The sequence below is a fragment of the Noviherbaspirillum saxi genome, assembly GCF_003591035.1.
Taxonomy (GTDB): domain Bacteria; phylum Pseudomonadota; class Gammaproteobacteria; order Burkholderiales; family Burkholderiaceae_D; genus Noviherbaspirillum; species Noviherbaspirillum saxi.
The window spans coordinates 2,634,474-2,655,476 of record NZ_QYUO01000001.1 but is presented as its reverse complement, the minus strand read 5'-3'; the positions used below and the strand labels follow the sequence as shown (position 1 = coordinate 2,655,476).

The following is a 21,003-nucleotide window of genomic DNA, read 5'->3' as shown; positions in this document are numbered from 1 at the left end:
GCCGGTGCTTATGCGGTCGTCGGTTTTTGTTCCGGCAATTTGTTGAGGGTGAGCAGGATGCAATTTGATGTCGTCACGCTCTTCCCCGACATGTTTGCTGCCATAACGCAGTCGGGCATTACCCGGCGAGCGTTCGAGCAAAACAGATGTGCATTGTCGCTCTGGAATCCGCGCGACTTCGCAACGGACAACTATCGCACGATCGATGACCGTCCCTATGGCGGCGGTCCCGGCATGGTGATGATGGCCAAGCCGCTTGAAGCTGCGATTGATGCAGCGAAAGGCCGGCAAACCACGCTGGGTTTGCCAAATCCGCGTGTGGTGTACATGTCGCCGCAGGGCAGGGCGCTGACCCATGAAAAAGTAATGCAACTGCGGCAGGAGCCAGGTCTGGTTCTGTTGTGCGGGCGTTACGAAGCAGTTGACCAGCGCTTGCTGGACCGTTGCGTCGATGAAGAAATCAGCCTCGGCGATTTTGTCTTGTCAGGTGGCGAATTGCCTGCAATGGCCTTGATGGATGCAGTGATCCGCCAATTGCCAGGCGTGTTGAACGACGATATATCGGCCGTCGAAGACAGTTTCGTCAACGGTTTGCTGGATTGTCCGCACTACACACGACCGGAGCTGTACGAGGGTGTTGCGGTTCCTCCGGTGCTGATGGGTGGACACCATGCCGAAATCGGAAAATGGCGGCGTGAACAGGCCTTGCTTGCAACCCTGGCCAAGCGGCCTGACCTGATTTCCAAAGCGCGCGACGCCGGAAGGCTGTCACGTGCCGACGAAAAGTTTTTGAGCAGTTTGCAGCAGCAGAATTTGTAGTGGAAGTACCGTAGTGCCGCGCGGATGATATTTGTCCGCATGTTTAACCCCATCCTCTACCGGGCAATTTTTCGTGTCAAACCACTCGCGCCGGCAAGATGGCATCAGGAGCTAAAAATGGACTTGATCCAGAAACTCGAGCAAGAAGAAATCGCCCGTCTGGGCAAAAACATCCCTGACTTCGCACCGGGTGACACCGTCGTCGTCAACGTCAACGTGGTTGAAGGCACTCGCAAGCGTGCACAGGCTTACGAAGGCGTAGTGATTGCACGTCGCAATCGTGGTCTGAACTCCAACTTCATCGTGCGCAAGATTTCGTCCGGTGAAGGCGTGGAACGTACCTTCCAGCTGTATTCCCCGTTGATCGCTTCGATCGAAGTGAAGCGTCGTGGCGATGTGCGTCGTGCGAAGCTGTACTACCTGCGTGATCGTTCCGGTAAATCGGCACGTATCAAAGAAAAGCTGCCGAATCGCCGTCCGGCCAGCCAGGCTGCGGAGTAATCTGCGAGGATGCAAACGAAGGGCACCGTTGCGGTGCCCTTTTTTGTTTGTGGTATGGACCAGTGACCATACGTGCGACAAACCGTGCGACAAACGGCATATTCCTAATCCTGCTACGCTCTGAAGTGCGACCGTACCACGCCGTCCTTTGCATTCGAATTGCAAAGATTGCACATATTGCAGATGTATATAGGAGGGTATTCTTTCATACCCGTTCAAGGAAACTAATTTGGCCAAGCTGACATTTGATCCTGAAGCATTGCCAGTCGATTCGTTGGCGGGAGAGCCGGCAGTTGCGGCCGAGCGCCTGAGTGTTCATTGGCTACGTGAGCGTTTCGCGCATCCTCCCACATGGATACGCGAAGAGTTCGACGAACGCCGGATGCGCAAACTGACGGGCGAACCCACACCGGCTTCGGTGCTCATCCCCCTCGTGGCGCATGCCGACGGACTTACCATGCTGCTTACCCAACGCACCGCGCATCTGCACGATCACGCCGGTCAGGTCAGCCTGCCGGGCGGCCGCGTTGACGACACCGATACCTCGGCAATCGAAACCGCGTTGCGCGAGACCGAGGAAGAAGTCGGCGTGCACCGGCGTCACATTGAGGTGCTAGGAACCCTGCCTGACTATTTCACCGGTACCGGCTTTCGCGTCACCCCTGTCGTGGCGTTGGTCCAGCCGCCATTCGAACTGCGCGCCGATCCCTTCGAAGTCGCCGAAATCTTTGAAGTGCCGCTTGCATTTCTGATGGATGGACGCAACCATCAGTTGCGTACCGTTCAGATACCGGAAGGGGGAGGGCGCCGTACGTTCTATACCATGCCGTACGAGCGATTTTTTATCTGGGGAGCGACGGCAGGAATGCTGCGTAACCTGTTCCACTTTATTCGTGCCTGATTGCTTCGGCCTCCGGACAGGTTTGATAAAGGAGTTGCGCTGCGTTATCGTAGCGGTTGTGTGACTAACAAGGCAGGACGATGACCTTTCTCTCCATTCTTTTCGCGCTGTTGTTTGAACAATTCAAACCGTTGCGCGCGGATAACCCGATGTATGCCGCGATCAAGCAACTCGCAGCGCGCATGGAAGCCACGTTTAATGCCGGGCAGGAAGGTCACGGCCGCATGGCATGGATCGTCACCATGCTGCTTCTGGTCGTGCCGACCATGCTGGTGTACTGGCTGTGCCTGAAAATCAATCCCCTGGCCGCGTTACTCTGGAACATACTCATTGTTTATCTGACGCTCGGATTTCGCCACTACAGCCACTACTTCACCTCGATTCAACTGGCACTGAACAGCGGTGATGAAGCAACTGCACGAAGCCTGCTGGCAGAATGGACCAAACAGGACACTGCCGCGATGACCACGGCCGATATTTCGCGCATAGCGGTCGAAAAAGCTCTGATAACGACCCACCGGAATGTTTTTGGCGTTTTCTTCTGGTTTGCCATGCCGTTCGGTCCGGCCGGCGCCGTCCTGTATCGTGTCTCGGAATATCTGGCGCGGGCGTGGAATGAACCGGAACATTTGAAAAACGAAGCTTTTGGGCGATTTGCGACCAAGGCGTTTTATTGCGTCGACTGGATTCCGGCCCGACTCACTGCTATCGCCTTTGCGATTGTCGGCAATTTTGAAGATGCCATTTATGCATGGCGCAATTTTGCCCACCGGTGGCCGGACGAGGCGATCGGCATCATCCTTTCGGCAGGCGGCGGCGCCATGGGGCTCAGGCTGGGTACGGCGGTTGAAACAGCTTCAAGCGTGCCGACTGCGGATGCGACCACGGTCGATTCCATCAGCGTCGAACCGGAAATCGCGCCAGGCGAAGAGCCTACCGTGCGCGCGCTGCAGAGTACGGTCGGATTGGTATGGCGCGCATTGCTGCTCTGGATGTTGCTTTTGCTGCTGCTGTCCTTCGCTGTTTGGCTGGGATAAGCAGGCCAATTTCACGGCGGTATTGAATTCTTGCGTCCCGCAGGCCGCGTGCCGCAAGACGGCTGCCCCTCTGCGTCAGCGGCAGAGCGCATCACACTTCACGACATTTGCGACAGCGGCAATGGAAACCGTAAGCCCGCAAGGCCGTCTTATACAGATGAGCCAGCGTAAAGCCGTATTCACTCCAGTTGCCAGTCTTATTTGCCAGCAGCTTGCACACCGTTACTACACGAGAAGTCCAAGCTTGCATATTTCATATTGCGAAATATAGTTTCAATACAAGTCTTCTATAAGATATAATATGCAAGAATTTTGAAAGCTTGATGCGGCATTATGGCATCCAGACAATCGCTGCCTACGCTCTTTACCCATTGCGCAGGTAGCACCAGGCAGCAATTCCTGAGAAGGCAAGCCGCACACATGGCCGAATTCACAAAAAACACGACCGTCGCAAGCGAATTCTTTATCCAGGGCTTGACCAGCGATGGGCGGCAATTTCGCCCCAGCGATTGGGCAGAGCGCCTATGCGGCGTCATGTCATGCTTTCGTCCTGAAGGTTCGGGCGGTCCGAATGCGCATCTCGGCTACTCTCCCTATGTTCGTCCTACGCTGCTGGATGGCGTGAAATCGGTTGTGGTCAATGAGCAACTGCGTGAGATCGAACCACTTGCCTACCACTTTGTTGTCAACTTCGCAAAAGATAACGATCTGCAGATCGTTGACGCTTGCCTGCTTCCTGATTCCAAATCCAAATAAGCAATAAGGCAATAAGCGCTACACCGCTAGCGGCTCTCCTTAGGACGCACGACGCGATGGTGTCCCTGCTTTGCGACGCTCGTTGCCTTTCTTTTTCCCGGAAGCGTCTCCGCGCTGCTAAACGCTTTCCGTAAGGCAATAAAGCGGCTATGCTAGCGGAATCATCCACGGTGTACACAATCGAGAACAGCTCCGGACACGAGAGTAATTTTTATGATGACGTACCGGTCGATCTTGGTTTGCCACGTTGACCGTCGCTCACGTACGTTGTTTTCCGGATGATCTTTTCTCCCGACCATTATCCAGCGAACAGCCAAAACGCCGATATACGATCCACCGGAAACAGTATGATCCATAAGCGCCCGTCTGCTTCATTGTCCTCGGCAGCCGTGCTGGCCTTAGTGGCCGGCCTGATGGTCACGATTGCGCTGTTCGTCGGTATGCGCCGCCTGGAGCATGACAAGGTCGATCTTGAATTTCACCAGCGCGCCAATACCCGCATCCTGACGGTGCAGCAGCAGTTGGATCAGACGATCCAGGTCGTCAAGGTCTTGAACCAGACGTTCGCCAGTTTTGAGCACGTCACTCGTGAGCAATTTCGCAGCTTTACCGCTTCACTGCTGCAACGCCACTCTTATGTGCAGGCATTCAATTTTCATCGACTGATACCCGATGACCAACGCGAGGCCTATGAGGCCGGGATGCGCAGCATTTATCCCGGCTACCGCATGATGCAGATGGAAGGCAGCAAGCTTGTGCCGGCGCGATTCGCCGACCGGCATCTCATCGTCGACTATATCGAGCCCATGGCCGGCAACGAAGCAGCGCTCGGGCTCGATGTGACGCCCAATCCCTATCTTGCAGAAGCAGTACAGTGGGCCACCGATACCGGGCAACCAGCGGCCACATCGCTGCTTACGCTCGCCCAGGGCGGCGGCCGAGTCCGGGGATTCCTGGTGGTGATGCCGGTCTACCGGCACGGCGTCGCGCTTGACAGCGTGGAGGCCCGCCGTGCCGCCGTGATCGGCGACACCGCAGCGGTCTTCAATGCGGCCACGCTGATCGAGAAAATCCTCGGCGAAAACGGCATGCTCAATGATGTGTCAGTGGACATAGGCGTTTATGCAAGCGGCGAAGTCGACCACCGTCATCTGGCTTTTCGCAAGGGCAATCCGGTTGCCGTCAGCTATCCCAAGAATTTCGCCGGAATGCCGCATTGGCTTTTCTATGATTATCCGGAACCCATCGTCTACGATTTCGACGTCGCCGGTCGGCCATGGAAGATTGTCGTATCGCGTCAGGAAGAACTGTTTGCGGCCCGCCATAACGGCGCCATTTCCACGCTGATCGGCGGTATCACTGCCAGTTTCCTGTTCGCTGCCTTTGTGCAGGTGTTGGCCTCGCGGTCGCGCCGGGTGCAACGTCTGGTCGAGCAGCGTACGGCCGAACTCCGGCACGCGAATGAAATGCTGGTCGAGGATATTGCCGCCCGCCGCCGCGCCGAGGATGCGTTGAACCTGCGTCAACGTGCCATCGAGGCCAGCGCGAACGCCATCATTATTACCAGCGCCCAGGCGCCGCTTTATCCGATCGAGTACGTCAACCCGGCATTCGAACGCATCACAGGCTTTACCTCCAATGATGTCGCCGGCCGCAGCTGCAGCCTGCTCTGGGCGGGCGATCGCGATCAACCGGCGATTCAGGAAGTCATGGGCGCCGTGCGTGAACAACGCGAGGCGCGGTTCACCTTGCGCGCCTACGGAAAGGACGGCCGCATGTTCTGGGCCGACGCCTACATGGCACCGGTGCGCGAAGAGACCGGCGTGGTGAATCACTATGTCGTCACGCTGAACGACATTACGGCCACCAAGCGCTATCAGGCCGAGCTGGAATTCCAGGCCAATCGCGATACGCTGACCGGGCTGGCGAACCGCAATCTGCTGCAAGATCGATTGCGCCAGGCAAGCGCCTATGCAGCGCGCTATGGTCATCCGGTATGGGTATTGTTCTTTAATCTCGATCGCTTCAAATTCGTCAACGACACGCTCGGGCACCACGCCGGCGACCAGCTGCTCAAGGTCGTCGCCGACCGGTTGCGTGCTGCGGTGCGCGAGACGGACACGATCGCACGCCTGAGCGGGGACGAGTTCGTCCTGGTGCTTCCAGAGCGCACCGAAGAGCATTTGTCGCCTGCCGTTGTGCGGCGCATCATGGATTCCGTGGCCGAACCTATCGTCATGGAATCCTACGAGTTCGTGATGAGTTCCAGCGTCGGCATCGCGGTGTGCCCCAGCGATGGTGGCGACGCGGAGACCCTGATCAAGCATGCAGGGATCGCGATGTACCGCGCCAAGGAAACCGGTCGCAACAATTTTCAGTTCTATACATCGGCGATGAATGAGCGCGCGATGGAACGGCTGCGCATTGAAAGCGATTTGCGCAATGCGCTGGAACGCAATGAATTCGCTTTGCACTATCAGCCTCAACTCGACCTGAAGACAGGACGTCTGATCGGCGCCGAAGCGCTGATTCGCTGGCATCACCCGGTGCTTGGCACCGTGCCTCCGGGCCGTTTCATCGAACTGGCGGAAGAGATAGGATTGATCGTGCCGATCGGGGTGTGGGTGCTGCGCACCGCATGCCGGCAGAGCATGGCCTGGCAACGCGCGGGCATGGGACCCTTGCGCATTGCGGTCAATCTTTCTGCGCGCCAGTTCTATCAGCAGGATCTGGTCGCCACGATCCGCGACATCCTCGCCGAAACCGGACTCGAGCCGCAATTGCTGGAACTGGAATTGACGGAAAGCATGATGATGAACGATGTCGAAGTCGCGGTCGACATCCTGCGCAACCTGAAGGCGATCGGCGTACAACTGTCGATCGACGATTTTGGCACCGGCTATTCGAGTCTGTCCTATCTCAAGCGTTTTCCGATTGACCTGCTCAAGATCGATCAATCGTTTGTGCGCGATATCACCCTCGACCCGGATGATGCGGCGATTGTGCTGTCGATCATTTCGCTTGCCCACAGCCTGCGGCTGCAGGTCATCGCGGAGGGTGTGGAGACCGAAGCGCAACTGGCTTATCTGCAGCGGCACGGTTGCGATTACATGCAGGGCTATTACTTCAGCCGTCCTTTGCCGACGACAGAGTTTGAACTGATGCTGGGCAGCGTTGCATCGGCGCATGTCCTCGGCTCCATCGACGCGCCCGCGGTTCACCCGGAAACCATCGATACCTGAACCGTTGTCCGGCGCGCTTGCGCTGCCGGTATGATAGGCAGCTCCGCAACTTTGGTAGAGGCTCGCTTGCAAGCAAATCATCTCGACACGATCGCCATCCTCATCAGCCTGTCGCTGTTCGTTTCGTATTACCTTTTCTTGCTGCGCCAGACGCGGCGCGATCCGAACTATACGATTCACGCGATCAACCAGAAGGCGCGCCATCTGTGGGTCACCGAGGTGATGAAAGATAGCCGGCACGACGTGATGGCGGTGCAGACGCTGCGCAATTATGCGATGGCTGCGACTTTCAAGGCATCGTCGGCGATTCTGTTGATCATCGGCACGCTGACCCTGTCCGGCCAAGCCGAGAACCTGGCAAAGAGCTGGCATGTGCTCAACCTGGGCGGTTCGCCGGCGCCCGAATGGTGGACCATCAAGATCCTGTGCCTGCTGACCGCGCTGATCGTCGCCTTCTTTGCATTCTCGATGTCGATCCGCCTGCTCAACCATGTGGTGTTCATGGTGAGCATCCCGCCGGAACAGGCGCATGGCGCGCTGGCGCCGGACAAGGTTGCGCAGCGGCTCAATCATGCCGGCGCCTATTACAGCGTCGGCATGCGTGCTTTCTTCATTACCGTGCCACTGGTATTCTGGCTGTTCGGGCCGGTGTTCCTGGTGCTGGCCACGCTAGGGTTGGTCATCGTCCTGTTTCGTCTCGACAGAAACCGCTAACGCCATTTCAGACTGGAAAGCACGCAGTCCGGATGGAACGGCGAGGCAGGGCAAGGATCGAACCGGGACCATGAATGGAGAGCATGCATGAACGATACCCGAACTGAACGCGATACCTTTGGCCCGATCGATGTGCCGGCCGACCGGCTTTGGGGCGCGCAGACGCAGCGCTCGCTGCACCATTTCCATATTTCTTCCGAGCGCATGCCGGCCAGCCTGGTGCTTGCGCTGGCACAGGTCAAGCGCGCCTGTGCGGTAGTCAATCGCGAACTCAATCTGCTGGACGGAAAGAAAGCAGCCGCACTCATCGATGCGGCCGATGAAGTGATCGCCGGCCGGCATGAGAACGAATTTCCGCTCTCGGTATGGCAGACCGGTTCGGGTACGCAGAGCAACATGAACATGAATGAAGTGCTTGCCAATCGCGCATCCGAGTTGATGGGCGGCAAACGCGGCATGGAACGCCTGGTGCATCCCAATGACGACGTCAACATGGGACAGTCATCGAACGATATTTTTCCAACTGCCATGCATGTGGCCGCTGCGGTGACGTTCGCCAATACGCTGCTGCCGGCTATCGAACAATTGCGCTCTACGCTCGCGCAAAAAGCCGCGGCATTCGCCGGCATCGTCAAGATAGGACGCACCCATTTGCAGGATGCGACGCCATTGACGCTGGGCCAGGAATTTTCCGGATACGTGGCCCAGCTCGATCATGCCCACATCCTGGTGTCGGCGGCATTGCCTGCACTGTGCGAGCTTGCGGTCGGCGGAACGGCGGTAGGGACCGGACTCAATACGCATCGCGAATTCGGCGATCGTGTCGCAGCCGAGTTGTCACGCGACACCGGCCTTCCATTCAAGAGTGCCGCGAACAAGTTTGCCGCATTGGCCGGACATGACGCGCTGGTAGGCGCGCACGGCGCCCTGAAGACGCTGGCAGCCGCATTGATGAAAATCGCCAATGACGTCCGCTGGCTGGCATCCGGTCCGCGTTCCGGGCTGGGCGAAATCACCATCCCGGAAAACGAACCCGGTAGTTCCATCATGCCCGGCAAGGTCAATCCCACGCAGTGCGAAGCGATGACCATGCTGTGTTGCCAGGTGTTCGGCAACGATGTGGCAATCAACTTTGGCGGCGCGTCCGGCAACTTCGAACTCAATGTCTTCAAGCCGCTGATCGCCCACAATTTTCTCCAGAGCGTGCGTCTGCTCGCCGATGGCATGCAGAGTTTCGATGAACACTGCGCGCGCGGGATCGAAGCCAACCACCAGCGGATCGCCGAACTGACCGCGCGTTCGCTGATGCTGGTGACGGCACTGGCGCCGCACATCGGCTACGACAAGGCCGCGCAAATTGCCAAGCGCGCGCACCACGACGGCACCACCCTGAAGGAAGCGGCGCAGGCGCTGGGTTTCGTCAGCGATGCCGACTTCGACAAGTGGGTCAGGGCGGAGGATATGGTCGGACCGCGTTAGCAGGCCATGCTTAGGGCCCGCGCAGGAATAAGTTGGGCAATTTTTCTGGCCGTAGCGGGCTCGGCGCCCCCGGCGCACTGCGGCGTTGCTCGTCGTCGCCATAGCTCGCTATGACTCCTCCTCCCGCCTTGCATTGCATCCCGCTACGACCGCCAAATCACCCAACTTATTCCTGCGCGGGCCCTTAGTCGTGTACCGACTGCATCACCTGTTCACGGAACCAGACATTCGCCGGATCCTTGTCGACATTCGCATGCCAATAAAGGAAGACATCGAAGGCCGGCACCTCGATCGGGAAGGGCAGGATCTGGTTGCCGAACTGCTGGTTTGCGATCTGCGCATAACGACCCGGCATGGTCAGCAGCATGTCGGTCCGGCTGACCACCCGGCATGCAGCGAAATAATGCTGGCAACGCAAGCGGATATGACGCTCCAGTCCGATGCGGCTCAATTCGAAATCTTCCAGGCCCGGACCGCGCCGGCGCGAACTCGCAAGAACATGGTCCTGCTTCATATAGGTATCGAGGTCTAGCGCGCCATCGATGTCCGGATGGCCCTTGCGCGCCACCACCACGGTCGAATCCTGGTAAATACGGGTATGCATGATGTCGCTCGACAAGGGCAGCAACACATCGATTGCCCCATCGAGCGTGCCCGCCGCCAGTTCGGTTTCCAATTCCCGCCGCTCGACTTGGCCGGCCGCAAGGTCGACCAGCGGCGCATTGTCCCGCATCCGCAGCATCAGCGGCGGCAGGATGGTCGCTTCCAGCACATCGCGCAAGGCAATGTTGAAGCGCTTCTGCGTCGTTGCCGGATCGAAACGATGGACACCGTTCAAAGTGACTTCGAGGCCCCGCAGCGAACGGCGGATCGGATCGATGATGGTGCGGGCCAAAGGCGTGGATACCATCGTATGTCCCTGACGCACAAACAGCGGGTCATCGAACATCTGGCGCAACCGCCCAAGCGCATGGCTGATCGCCGGCTGGGTGAGATTCAGTTTCTGGCTGGCACGAGTAACGCTGCCTTCGGTATAGATGGCATCAAAGACAATGAACAGGTTCAGATCGATGCGGGATATATGCATGAGATTTATGGAATTTGATAATAACTATTCATTTGATCGATTCTAACGCTGGCTATATGCTTCTCACAACCCGCCAGTCAGGTGGTCATTCAGGGGGAAGCAGCAATGGGACAGATCTACCTCGTCCGCCATGGACAGGCTTCATTCGGTAGCGCCAACTACGACCAGTTGTCGGAGCTGGGCATGGAACAGGCCCGGCTGCTGGGCGAATGGTTTGCCAGCACCCACCAGACGTTTCATCGTGTCGTCACCGGCGGCATGAAGCGTCACCGCCAGACCGCCGATGCCTGCATCGCCGCATTGCCGAAAGCGCAGCGCGTCGATATCGAATGGCAGACCGATGCGGATTTCAATGAATACGACCACCACGAAGTGCTGGTGCGCCATCGTCCCGAGTTTGACGATCCGGAAGAAGTGAAGCGCTTCCTCGCGTCCAGCCCGAGAGCGAAATACGCATTTCAGGATATTTTCCAGGCATCGATGTCGCGCTGGATGAGCGGCTTGTACGACCATGAATACCGCGAACCCTGGCCGCGATTTCGCAGCCGCTGCGTCGCTGCCTTGCGGCGCGTGATGAGCGGGACGGAAAAGTCGCAATCGATCATCGTGTTCACGTCCGGCGGCACGATTTCCACCATTTGCCAGCATGTACTGGGGCTGCAGGACAAGCAGGTCGCCGAACTGAACTGGACACTCGTGAATTGCGCGGTGACCAAGCTGCTGTTCCAGCCGGATCGCGTCACGCTCAGCACGCTCAACAATTACGCCCACCTGGAATGGCTGGGCAAACCTCATACCATCACTTATCGTTAGGACCAGCATGAGTAACGCAAACCTGTTCGACCTGTCCGGCAAGGTGGCCCTTGTCACCGGCGCCAGCCGCGGTATCGGCGAATCGATCGCCAAAACGCTCGCCGCGTACGGCGCGCATGTGATCGTCTCCAGCCGCAAGGCGGAATCCTGCGAAACCGTGGTGGCCGCCATTCGCGACGCCGGCGGCTCGGCCGAAGCCATGGCTTGCCATATCGGCGAGATGGCGCAGATCGAAGCCACGTTCGCCGCCATTGAGCAAAAGCACGGCCGCCTCGACATCCTGGTCAACAATGCGGCTACCAACCCGTATTTCGGACACATCGTCGATACCGACCTGTCTTCGTTCCAGAAAACCCTGGACGTGAACATCCGCGGCTATTTCTACAGTTCGGTCAACGGCATTAAGCTGATGACCAAGAACGGCGGCGGCAGCATCGTCAACGTGGCATCGGTCAACGGCGTCATTCCTGGCGACATGCAAGGCATCTATTCGATCACCAAGGCCGCCGTGATCTCGATGACACAAGCGTTTGCGAAGGAATGCGCGCCATCCGGCGTGCGCGTGAATGCCTTGCTGCCCGGCGCAACCGATACCAAGTTCGCAGCAGCGCTGGTGCATAACCCGGACGTGCTCAACAAGATGATGCCGCACGTACCGATGCGTCGTGTCGCCCATCCCGACGAGATGGCCGGCGCGGTGCTGTATCTGGTGTCGAACGCGGCAAGCTATACCACCGGCACCGCGCTCAACGTTGACGGCGGCTATCTGCTTGGATAGCGAAATGGTTTTGCAGTAGGAAGCGAGAGTGGCAGGAGACAAAGCAGCACAATAAAAACGGCGGCAGGGCGGGTGATCCCGTCCTGCAAAGCCGGCCTCTTTCGACAGCAATTCCCGATTTGTATTGCAGGCATCGGCCATGGTTTCAGGCCGATCGGTTTCGCACGTCCCGAACCGCACGCATTATCGAATGAAGCATTGACGGCACAGCAATCACGCCGTCCCACTATGTGCGCAAAGCGCAGTATTTCAAGGAGTATTCCATGGATTTCCAGTACAGCCCCAAAGTCAAAGAACTGCAAAAACGTCTGATCGCCTTCATGGACGAGCATATCTATCCGAACGAAGACAAATACTATGCAGAAGTGCAGGCAAACCGCGCCAACGGCAATCCCTGGGTGCCGACGGTGGTCATTGACGAGCTGAAGCAAAAGGCGCGCGCGCAAGATCTGTGGAACCTGTTTCTTCCGGAGTCGCATCGCGGCGCCGGACTGACCAATCTCGAATATGCGCCCTTGTGTGAAATCATGGGCCGCTCCTACTGGTCGCCGGAAGTGTTCAACTGTTCGGCGCCCGATACCGGAAACATGGAAACCCTGGAGCGCTATGCCAGCGAGGGGTTGAAGGAGCAATGGCTGCAGCCGCTGCTGGAAGGAAAGATCCGCTCCTGCTTTGCCATGACCGAGCCAGCAGTCGCTTCTTCGGACGCCACCAATATCGAATCGTCCATCGTGCGCGATGGCGATGCATACGTGATCAACGGACGCAAATGGTGGTCGTCCGGCGCCAACGACCCGCGCTGCAAAGTCTTCATCTTCATGGGCAAGACTGATCCCAGCAATCCCAATCGCCATCTGCAGCAATCAATGATCGTGGTGCCGCGCGACACGCCCGGCGTGACGGTTCTGCGCCACCTGCCGGTATTCGGCTACGACGATGCGCCGCACGGCCACGGCGAAGTGCTGTTTGAAAACGTGCGCGTGCCTGCGTCGAATATCCTGCTTGGCGAGGGACGCGGATTCGAAATTGCACAAGGACGCCTCGGACCTGGCCGTATCCACCACTGCATGCGCTTGATCGGCCTGGCCGAACGTGCACTTGAAGACATGTGCAAGCGCACCCTCAAGCGGGTGGCTTTCGGTAAGCCCGTCGCGGAACAGACCGTGACGCTGGAACGTATCGCCGACGCCCGTATCCTGATCGACCAGGCACGCTTCCTGGTCCTGAATGCGGCACACATGATGGATACGGTCGGCAACAAGGTCGCCGCGAAAGAGATCGCGATGATCAAGGTGGCGGCACCGAACATGGCATGCCAGGTGATCGACTGGGCGATCCAGGCGCATGGCGGTGGCGGCGTCACCAGCGATTTCGGACTCGCGTATTCGTATGCGCAGGCACGCACCTTGCGACTGGCTGATGGGCCGGATGAAGTGCATCGCAACCAGATCGGCAAGATGGAACTCAAGAAATACAAATAAGGATCACCATGACTGGCAACACATTTGCAGGCAAGTCGGTGCTGGTCACCGGCGCGGCCAGCGGCATCGGGCGTGCCGCGGCCTTGTCCTTCGCGGCGCAAGGCGCGCGCGTCGCGGTCTCCGATGTCGACACGACGGGCGGTGAACAAACGGTCGCCATGATTGCCGAAGCGGGCGGAGAAGCGGTCTTCATCCAGGCCGATGTATCGCAGTCGGCCCAGGTGCAGGCGCTGGTCGAGGCTGTCGTCGCCCGGTTCGGGCGCCTCGATTGCGCATTCAACAATGCCGGCATCGAAATCGAACACAAGCCATTGGCGGAATCCGACGAACAGACGTTTGACCGCATCATGAACGTCAATGTCAAAGGCGTCTGGCTTTGCATGAAACATGAAATCGCCCAAATGCTCAAGCAGGGCGGCGGCACCATCGTCAATACCGCATCGGTCGCCGGCCTGGTTGGCGCGCCGACCCAGCCGATCTATGCCGGCAGCAAGCATGCGGTAGTCGGCATGACGAAAACGGCTGCGGCCGAATACGGACGTGCCGGCATCCGCATCAATGCGGTATGTCCCGGCGTCATTCGCACACCGATGATGGATCAGGCGATCCAGCGCGAACCGCGCCGGCAAAAGATGATCGAGAAGATTCATCCCATCGGCCGGCTCGGCGAGGCGCAGGAAATCGCCAACGCAGCACTGTGGTTATGCTCGGACAGCGCATCGTTCGTGACCGGGCATCAGCTTGCGGTGGATGGAGGATTGACTGCGATTTGAGTTTTCCGGAAGCAGGCAAGACGCCAACAGCGGTAAACACGCTGTTGGCGTCTTGCCGTCTTTTTCCCTGGCACAAAGTGACCCTAAGTCCGCATTTATTTCATAGGAGACAGCAGGATGACAACAACAGCAGCTCCCTTTCCCTGGATTAAATCCTATCCCGCCGGATTGCGCTGGGATATGCCATTGCCCACGATGCAGGTGCAGCAACTGCTGGACGACGCGGCCGAAAAATGGGCGCATCACCCGGCTCTCCATTTCATGGGACGTTCGATCACCTATCGTGAATTGCAGCAGCTGGTCGATCAGGCCGCGAAGGGTTTCCAGGACCTCGGTGTCAAGCCCGGCGTGCACGTCGGATTTTTCCTGCCGAATACGCCGCATTATGTGATCAGCTTTTTCGGCGTACTGAAGGCAGGCGGTACGGTGGTCAACTATTCGCCGCTGGATGCGGAAAAAGTTCTTGCGCACAAGGTCGGCGACAGCCAGACCGATATCATTGTCACGCTGGATCTGGCGGCGCTGTATCCGCAGATACTCAAGCTGCTCGACACGACGCGGCTGCAAAGACTGGTGGTGGGCAGCATCGCCGAAATGTCCGGTCATCCCGACGCGGTACATAGGCAGATGGAGCAGACCGGCATGCTGGTGCCGGTGCATTACGGCGACAGGCACCTGCGCTTTGCCGAGCTGTTGCGCAACGAAGGCGACTATCAGCCGCATCCCGTTGGCGACGTCAACGATACCATCGCCGTGCTGCAATATACCGGCGGCACGACCGGCTTGCCGAAGGGAGCGATGCTGACGCATGCCAACCTCACCGCAGCGTGCAGCCAGATCGCCGCGGTCGTCGGCGGCGAACCCAGGGTACTGGAAGAAGGCCGGGAAAAAGTACTGGCGGTGCTGCCGTTGTTCCATATCTACGCATTAACGGTCAACATGCTGTTCGCCATCCGCATGGGTGCCGAAGTGATTCTTCATACGAGGTTTGATCTCGAGGCCGTCATGCGCGACCTGGCCGAAAAGAAGGTGACGGTCTTTCCCGGCGTGCCGACCATGTACACGGCCATCATCAATCATCCGCAGATCGGCGATTACGATTTTGGTTCGCTCAAATTTTGCAACTCGGGCGGCGCTCCGCTGCCGATCGAGGTGAACCAGAGTTTTCAGCGTCTGACCGGTTGCTGCCTGGTGGAAGGCTGGGGCATGACCGAAACTTCGCCTACCGGCACTTTTACCCCGGTATATGGCATGCAAAAAGTGGGCTCATGCGGCATGCCGACGGTGGGCGTGATGCTGAAGTTTGTCGACGTCGATAATCCATTGCTAGAAGCAGCGCCGGGCGAGCGCGGCGAAATGTGCATCAAGGGGCCGAATGTCATGAAGGGGTACTGGAACCGTCCGGACGCGACCGCCGCATCAATGACGCCCGATGGCTATTTCCGGACCGGCGATGTGGCTTACATGGATGAAGACGGCTTTGTGTTCATTGTCGATCGCACCAAGGATATGATCCTGTGCGGCGGGTATAACGTCTATCCACGCATCATCGAAGAAGCGATCTATGAACACCCTTCGGTTGCGGAAGTCAGCGTGATCGGCGTGCCCGATGCCTATCGCGGACAATCTCCGAAAGCCTTTATCGCATTGAAGAAGGACGCACCGGCTTTCACCCTCGACGAACTGAAAACCTTCCTCAAGCGCAGGCTGGGAAGGCATGAAATGGTGCAGGCAATCGAGATTCGCAAGGCATTGCCCAAGACGCCGGTCGGCAAGCTGTCGAAAAAAGAGCTTTACGAGGAAGAAGAGCGCAGGCGTTCGACATCCTGAAATCAGGATATCTGGGTTCGAAGGGAAGGAAAACGAGAAAGGAGGGTGGTGCAGGGTACTGTCGGGAGTTCAGTATCCTGCACCATCGGATCAACGCAGGGGTGCAAGCCAGGAGATCCGTTTACTCGTGATTCGCTTTGCATGAATCACGGTCAGAGCAAGTATTGACAGGCTCTGTTAGCGGGGCGTCCCGCGGCGTAGCAGGTTCACGATAGCTAGCAGGATCACCGCGCCAAGGAAGGACACTAGCAGCGATGAGATGCTGAAGTCATTCTGGTTGATGGTTCCTGTGCCAAACAGCGGTGCAAGCAGCCAACCGCCAAGCAGTGCGCCAACGATACCAACTACGATGTTGAGGAGCATGCCTTGGCTGGCGTCTGTCTTCATCACCAGGCTGGCGAGCCAGCCGAGAATACCACCGACAACAATCCAGATAATAAAATTCATTTTTACCTCCTAAGTATGTTGATAGACTGGCTACATCAATAGACTAACTGCCTGTTAAATGGTTCATGCATCGGTGCTGTCCTTCAGTACCCGCAGCGTCATCCAGATGCGATGCGTTGCGATCTTCGGAACCACTGCAAGAGACCGTCGAAACGTGGTGATCACTCCCGTAATGCGAGAATCTTTGCGCGCACGCGATCCGCGCTACCGGATGCCATGAATGTGCGCTGCAGTCTCATCTGCGTCTTCATGAATCTGCTTACGGCAGGCTTCCACGCCGTACAGTCAACCGGTACCCTCGCCCGGACGGCTTGCCCCATCCAGGCGCCCTTGAGCATCGACCTGCATCGGTAGCGGCGAAAAACCTTCGTCGTCCTCGACCAGGACCGTGACTCCCAGTATGGCGTTCCTTAACGCCGCGGCATGCGCATAGGCGTCCTCCTTTCTATCAAATGATGCGAGTGAGTGGTCGATCCAAACCTTGTTCCGATATGTCCCATTTGCCGTGAAGACCAGGCGATACGCAAATGACCAGAGCCTCGTGCTGTTCGAACGTCAATGCCGCCGCTCCGTCCAGCCGGACCTGCGCTGCATGTTCATGGAGGCTGATGACCCGCACAAGCTGCAGTTTCCCGTCGGCAGGTCGCGCGGCTCGGTGATGGAGGACAAACTGTGTCGGGACAGAATTGCCATTGCTCAACCACCTTGCCTCGCACCGTTTCGGCGTCGCGCGGCAGTCCCAGATTCATCGCGACCTCCTTCTGCCAAGGTCAGATCCGTTAGTCCGTGATAAAACGTGTTGAGGGAGTTAGTGCAAATCCTGTGCCCGTAGAGGAAAGGGGCGAATCAATTGATTTATGGCTGATTTGGCAATTTGCTCGTGTAAATGTTCCAAGCGCATTTGAAAACAATACAGGTAAGGGTTTCTCGCCAATGTTCTGATATATCGCCGTACATATTGCTTCTCAAACTCCGTAGCTGGTAGCACGAAGCGTCGCTCGAAGAAAGAGCATTGCGCGGAAATTTTTTGAAGGACTTTTGCGTTCCCGCATGCATTGAAAAAATCTCCGAGAAAATCTGGCGCAGCAGGAAACTTAATCAGGGTCAAGTTGTCATTTGTTACACCCGAGTACGATCGGTTACAACGTTGACTAGAGGAGCAAATCATGACTGAACACGCGCTGGCAGGGCAAGAAAGCTACGATCCAAATCGGCTGCTCGATACACTGCTTGAAAAAATGAATCTGAAGAACGACGCCGCACTCTCCCGCATGCTGGAAGTGGCCCCTCCGGTGATCAGCAAGATCCGCCACCGTCGTCTGCCGATCGGCGCCTCGCTACTGATCCGTATGCATGAATGCACCGGCATGAGCATTCGCGAACTGCGCGACCTGATGGGGGACCGCCGCACAAAATACCGCTTGAGCGACGCACAGGGCAAGCCAAAGCCCGCCGCCGACGCTCCGCAGCAAAACCAGCCGAGTTTCCACTAAGGCCAAGAGGACGCAATCCGGCCTTGCACCAGCACTGTGACGAAGCTCGCAGGCTGATGCAAGGCTGTAGCGCCCGGCATGGAGCCGGTGGCCGGGCGCTGCATTTGTTTGCTTTCCTTGACAATAGTTCTGCATGCGCAATCGCCGGTGCCTTTTCAGGGCCGGCGCAGGCGCGTTCTGCTCCCTTCTTTCCTCATGGCTTGCTTTCCTGAAATCTTGATTGAGATCAAGGTTTTTCAATGTCCGCTTGCCTATTCTCCCCCTTGTCATATCGCTCCGGAACGATCCGACGTCGGCTGGCTTATCGACGCCGGTACGGGATCCGCCATACAAGGGAAGTCATGCTACGCAATCTCTCCATCAAATCACGCCTCATTTTTGTCGTAGCGTTTTTATCTCTCATGTGTATTGCCGGTGCAGTAATCGGCTTGGGCAGCCTGTATATGGCCAATGCCGGTTTGCGCAGCAATTATGAGCACAGGCTGGTGCCGCTGACTGCGCTGGATCGCGTGGTGCGCCTGATCGACCGAAACCAGCTCGCGCTTGCGCAGGCTGTGCACGCCGAGCCGGCAGCAGTCGCGATGGAACTCGACGCGATCGAAAAACGCATGGAAGAAATCAACAAGGCCTGGAGCGGCATCCTGGCGGACACGAAGAACACCGTGTCGCCGCAGGAGCAGGCGCTGACCGAGCAATTCGCCTCAAGCCGCAAGGCTTACCTTGCGCAAGGCTTGTTTCCGGCGATTGGCGCCTTGCGCGCCAACGATACCGCGCAGGCAGTGCAGATACTGCGCGGTCCGCTGTCGACGCACATACAGCCGGTGGCCGAAGCCGCGAATGCCTTGATGCAGTACCACGAACAGAGCGCCCGCAAGGACTATGAAAAGAATCAGGAAATCTATATCTGGGTGCGCAATAGCTGCCTGTCCGGCATGGCATTTGCCGTCTTGCTGGGTACGGGCATTTGTATCTGGCTGGTGCGTGCGATCGCACGTCCGCTGGCCGATGCGGTCGACGTCGCCAGGCGCGTAGCTTCCGGCGATCTGACCAAGGAAATCGTCGTCGACTCATCGGATGAAACCGGGCAGCTGTTGCACGCATTGAAGGAAATGAATCAAAGTCTGGTGCGCATCGTGAGCAAGGTAAGGGCAGGCACGGAAGCCATCGCTACGGCGTCGAGCCAGATCGCGTCGGGCAACCTTGACCTGTCGGCGCGTACCGAAGCGCAGGCGGGTTCGCTGGAGCGGACCGCGTCATCGATGGAGGAACTGACTGCCACTGTCAGGCAAAACGCGGACAGCGCGCAACAGGCGAATCGCCTTGCGGTATCGGCTTCGCAGGTGGCGGTCAAGGGTGGCGCCGTGGTGTCGCAAGTGGTCGATACGATGGGATCGATCAATGAATCGGCACGCAAGATCGTGGATATTATCGACGTGATCGACAGCATCGCGTTCCAGACCAATATCCTCGCGCTCAACGCTGCGGTGGAGGCGGCGCGTGCAGGAGAGCAGGGCAAGGGATTTGCCGTGGTCGCGACGGAAGTGCGTCATCTCGCGCAACGCTCTGCCGCCGCAGCAGGCCAAATCAAGGCCTTGATTGACGACTCGGTGGAAAAAGTCGATATCGGCGCCAAGCTGGTCGATGAAGCGGGGGCGACCATGCACGATATCGTCGCGAGCGTGCGTCGCGTGACCGATATCATGGGAGAGATATCCACTGCGAGCAAGGAACAGACCGATGGTCTCGAACAGGTCAATCAGGCCATTGCGCAGATGGATGAAGTCACGCAGCAGAATGCAGCCCTGGTGGAAGAAGCGGCCGCCGCCGCAGCGTCCTTGCAGGACCAGGCGGTCAGCCTGTCACAAGTGGTCAGCTTATTCACCTTGTCGGGTACCGACACCGTTGCGCGCGCGGGCGGTGAAGCCATTCGTCTGATGCCGCCAGCCTGCCCGGCGCATGCGGGCAATAGCGATCGGGAAGAATTCTGCGGCCATTGACACGCCATCAGTGCGACATCAGCACCGGTATCGTCGCGGACGCCAGCAGGGTGCGCGTTACTTCGCCAAGCACCAGCTCGCGAAAACGCGCGTGGCCATATCCGCCCATGATGATCAGGTCTGCCCCGGTATCCGAAGCAAGCGCACAGACGGCTTCGCCGACCGGACCGTCGGCACGGCGCTGCAGCAGTTCGGCCCTGATCTCATGGCGGCGCAGATAATGCACGATCTCGGTTCCGGGCGGCATGCCGGGCGATCCGGAAGCACGAGCATTGAAGATGACGACATCGACCTGCTGAGCACGCTGCAGCAGAGGGAGCGCGCTAGTGACCGCGCGCGCGGCCTCCATGCTTGCATCCCACGCGATCAGCACCTGATTGCCGATATTGTCGAATCGGCCCGTGTGCGGGACCAGCAACACCGGCCGCGCGCAATTGAGCACGACATACTGCGCAAAATCGGGCATGACTACCGGTGAGATTTCATTTGGATCGTTTTGCCCGATCACGACGAGATCAGCATAGCGTGCCTGCAGGCAAATACCAGCGCCGGCTTCGTCATCCACCAGGCGTTTTTCGAAAGAGTCCAGACCGAGCTTGCGCGCCGTGACATCGAAGTCTTCCAGTCCGCGCCGTGCGCGTTGCCGCAGAAAGTCCAGGTGGGTGCGCAGATTGGGATCGAGCTCCGTCAGCATGCGTGCCTGTACCAGATAGCGCGACGCGCCTGTCATTGCGGTCCCGATCAAGTGGGCTTTTTCCGTCATTGCGACTGCCGCCGCCAGCTTGATGCGTTCGCCTGCACGTATTGACTCGTCCACATGCACGAGTATGGTCTTGTATGACATGATGATCTCTC

18 protein-coding genes are annotated in these 21,003 nt (G+C 58.1%); 15 read left to right on the top strand and 3 right to left on the bottom strand.

Annotated features, from left to right (window positions below; genetic code table 11):
• The first annotated feature begins 57 nt into the window (after positions 1 to 57).
• The 8 genes from trmD (at position 58) to fumC (ending at position 9,449) form a co-directional block, all read left to right on the top strand.
• Positions 58 to 819 carry a tRNA (guanosine(37)-N1)-methyltransferase TrmD gene (gene trmD / locus D3871_RS12475; RefSeq protein ID WP_119769185.1) on the top strand — a complete coding sequence of 254 codons (762 nt, stop codon included), beginning with the start codon at positions 58 to 60 and terminating at the stop codon, positions 817 to 819.
• Between the two features lie 117 nt (positions 820 to 936).
• On the top strand, positions 937 to 1,320 hold the full coding sequence (gene rplS / locus D3871_RS12470) for a 50S ribosomal protein L19 (RefSeq protein ID WP_119769184.1): 384 nt from the start codon (positions 937 to 939) through the stop codon (positions 1,318 to 1,320).
• Positions 1,321 to 1,549: 229 nt separating this feature from the next.
• Positions 1,550 to 2,221, top strand: coding sequence for a CoA pyrophosphatase (locus tag D3871_RS12465; RefSeq protein ID WP_119769183.1), 672 nt, complete (start codon positions 1,550 to 1,552; stop codon positions 2,219 to 2,221).
• 80 nt (positions 2,222 to 2,301) lie between these two features.
• On the top strand, positions 2,302 to 3,258 hold the full coding sequence (locus tag D3871_RS12460; protein ID WP_119769182.1) for a CobD/CbiB family protein: 957 nt from the start codon (positions 2,302 to 2,304) through the stop codon (positions 3,256 to 3,258).
• 420 nt (positions 3,259 to 3,678) lie between these two features.
• Entirely contained in the window at positions 3,679 to 4,014 is a 336-nt protein-coding gene (locus D3871_RS12455) for a DUF3579 domain-containing protein (protein WP_119769181.1), read from the top strand.
• Between the two features lie 347 nt (positions 4,015 to 4,361).
• Positions 4,362 to 7,256: a bifunctional diguanylate cyclase/phosphodiesterase gene (locus D3871_RS12450; protein WP_119769180.1), complete on the top strand. Its 2,895-nt coding sequence runs from the start codon at positions 4,362 to 4,364 to the stop codon at positions 7,254 to 7,256.
• A 66-nt stretch (positions 7,257 to 7,322) separates the two neighbouring features.
• Positions 7,323 to 7,970: a DUF599 domain-containing protein gene (locus D3871_RS12445; RefSeq protein ID WP_233575592.1), complete on the top strand. Its 648-nt coding sequence runs from the start codon at positions 7,323 to 7,325 to the stop codon at positions 7,968 to 7,970.
• Between the two features lie 87 nt (positions 7,971 to 8,057).
• Positions 8,058 to 9,449: a class II fumarate hydratase gene (gene fumC, locus D3871_RS12440; RefSeq protein ID WP_119769178.1), complete on the top strand. Its 1,392-nt coding sequence runs from the start codon at positions 8,058 to 8,060 to the stop codon at positions 9,447 to 9,449.
• A gap of 184 nt (positions 9,450 to 9,633) precedes the next feature.
• Here the strand turns inward: fumC and D3871_RS12435 are convergent, their stop codons facing one another.
• Positions 9,634 to 10,536: a LysR family transcriptional regulator gene (locus D3871_RS12435; RefSeq protein WP_119769177.1), complete on the bottom strand. Its 903-nt coding sequence runs from the start codon at positions 10,534 to 10,536 to the stop codon at positions 9,634 to 9,636.
• 105 nt (positions 10,537 to 10,641) lie between these two features.
• Here D3871_RS12435 and D3871_RS12430 point away from each other — a divergent pair, with 105 nt between their 5' ends.
• The 5 genes from D3871_RS12430 (at position 10,642) to D3871_RS12410 (ending at position 16,211) form a co-directional block, all read left to right on the top strand.
• Positions 10,642 to 11,349: a histidine phosphatase family protein gene (locus D3871_RS12430; RefSeq protein WP_119769176.1), complete on the top strand. Its 708-nt coding sequence runs from the start codon at positions 10,642 to 10,644 to the stop codon at positions 11,347 to 11,349.
• 7 nt (positions 11,350 to 11,356) lie between these two features.
• Positions 11,357 to 12,127, top strand: a complete 771-nt coding sequence (locus D3871_RS12425) for an SDR family oxidoreductase (RefSeq protein ID WP_119769175.1) — start codon at positions 11,357 to 11,359, stop codon at positions 12,125 to 12,127.
• 263 nt (positions 12,128 to 12,390) lie between these two features.
• Positions 12,391 to 13,608 carry an acyl-CoA dehydrogenase family protein gene (locus D3871_RS12420; RefSeq protein ID WP_119769174.1) on the top strand — a complete coding sequence of 406 codons (1,218 nt, stop codon included), beginning with the start codon at positions 12,391 to 12,393 and terminating at the stop codon, positions 13,606 to 13,608.
• 8 nt (positions 13,609 to 13,616) lie between these two features.
• On the top strand, positions 13,617 to 14,381 hold the full coding sequence (locus D3871_RS12415; RefSeq protein WP_119769173.1) for an SDR family oxidoreductase: 765 nt from the start codon (positions 13,617 to 13,619) through the stop codon (positions 14,379 to 14,381).
• A 117-nt stretch (positions 14,382 to 14,498) separates the two neighbouring features.
• The gene (locus D3871_RS12410) at positions 14,499 to 16,211 is read left to right on the top strand and encodes a long-chain-fatty-acid--CoA ligase (RefSeq protein WP_119769172.1); all 1,713 of its coding nucleotides are present in this window, start codon (positions 14,499 to 14,501) and stop codon (positions 16,209 to 16,211) included.
• A gap of 177 nt (positions 16,212 to 16,388) precedes the next feature.
• On the opposite strand, the gene D3871_RS12405 is transcribed toward D3871_RS12410, so the two are convergent.
• Positions 16,389 to 16,658: a GlsB/YeaQ/YmgE family stress response membrane protein gene (locus D3871_RS12405; protein WP_119769171.1), complete on the bottom strand. Its 270-nt coding sequence runs from the start codon at positions 16,656 to 16,658 to the stop codon at positions 16,389 to 16,391.
• Between the two features lie 1,166 nt (positions 16,659 to 17,824).
• On the opposite strand from D3871_RS12405, the gene D3871_RS12395 reads away from it, so the two are divergent.
• Both D3871_RS12395 and D3871_RS31340 read left to right on the top strand, forming a co-directional pair.
• Positions 17,825 to 18,151, top strand: a complete 327-nt coding sequence (locus D3871_RS12395) for a hypothetical protein (RefSeq protein ID WP_119769169.1) — start codon at positions 17,825 to 17,827, stop codon at positions 18,149 to 18,151.
• Positions 18,152 to 18,492: 341 nt separating this feature from the next.
• Positions 18,493 to 20,148: a methyl-accepting chemotaxis protein gene (locus tag D3871_RS31340; protein WP_119769168.1), complete on the top strand. Its 1,656-nt coding sequence runs from the start codon at positions 18,493 to 18,495 to the stop codon at positions 20,146 to 20,148.
• Between the two features lie 7 nt (positions 20,149 to 20,155).
• Here the strand turns inward: D3871_RS31340 and D3871_RS12385 are convergent, their stop codons facing one another.
• Complete coding sequence (locus tag D3871_RS12385) at positions 20,156 to 20,992, bottom strand: universal stress protein (protein ID WP_119770046.1); 837 nt, start codon at positions 20,990 to 20,992, stop codon at positions 20,156 to 20,158.
• Between the last annotated feature and the right edge of the window lie 11 nt (positions 20,993 to 21,003).

Excerpts from the sequence above, each read along its gene's own strand:
- D3871_RS12415 (WP_119769173.1), top strand. The coding sequence starts at position 13,617 with ATGACTGGCAACACATTTGCAGGCAAGTCGGTGCTGGTCACCGGCGCG.
- D3871_RS12435 (WP_119769177.1), bottom strand. The coding sequence starts at position 10,536 with ATGCATATATCCCGCATCGATCTGAACCTGTTCATTGTCTTTGATGCC.
- D3871_RS12385 (WP_119770046.1), bottom strand. The coding sequence starts at position 20,992 with ATGTCATACAAGACCATACTCGTGCATGTGGACGAGTCAATACGTGCA.
- D3871_RS12410 (WP_119769172.1), top strand. The coding sequence starts at position 14,499 with ATGACAACAACAGCAGCTCCCTTTCCCTGGATTAAATCCTATCCCGCC.
- trmD (WP_119769185.1), top strand. The coding sequence starts at position 58 with ATGCAATTTGATGTCGTCACGCTCTTCCCCGACATGTTTGCTGCCATA.
- D3871_RS31340 (WP_119769168.1), top strand. The coding sequence starts at position 18,493 with ATGCTACGCAATCTCTCCATCAAATCACGCCTCATTTTTGTCGTAGCG.
- D3871_RS12455 (WP_119769181.1), top strand. The coding sequence starts at position 3,679 with ATGGCCGAATTCACAAAAAACACGACCGTCGCAAGCGAATTCTTTATC.
- rplS (WP_119769184.1), top strand. The coding sequence starts at position 937 with ATGGACTTGATCCAGAAACTCGAGCAAGAAGAAATCGCCCGTCTGGGC.
- D3871_RS12425 (WP_119769175.1), top strand. The coding sequence starts at position 11,357 with ATGAGTAACGCAAACCTGTTCGACCTGTCCGGCAAGGTGGCCCTTGTC.
- fumC (WP_119769178.1), top strand. The coding sequence starts at position 8,058 with ATGAACGATACCCGAACTGAACGCGATACCTTTGGCCCGATCGATGTG.
- D3871_RS12405 (WP_119769171.1), bottom strand. The coding sequence starts at position 16,658 with ATGAATTTTATTATCTGGATTGTTGTCGGTGGTATTCTCGGCTGGCTC.
- D3871_RS12450 (WP_119769180.1), top strand. The coding sequence starts at position 4,362 with ATGATCCATAAGCGCCCGTCTGCTTCATTGTCCTCGGCAGCCGTGCTG.
- D3871_RS12395 (WP_119769169.1), top strand. The coding sequence starts at position 17,825 with ATGACTGAACACGCGCTGGCAGGGCAAGAAAGCTACGATCCAAATCGG.
- D3871_RS12430 (WP_119769176.1), top strand. The coding sequence starts at position 10,642 with ATGGGACAGATCTACCTCGTCCGCCATGGACAGGCTTCATTCGGTAGC.
- D3871_RS12420 (WP_119769174.1), top strand. The coding sequence starts at position 12,391 with ATGGATTTCCAGTACAGCCCCAAAGTCAAAGAACTGCAAAAACGTCTG.
- D3871_RS12460 (WP_119769182.1), top strand. The coding sequence starts at position 2,302 with ATGACCTTTCTCTCCATTCTTTTCGCGCTGTTGTTTGAACAATTCAAA.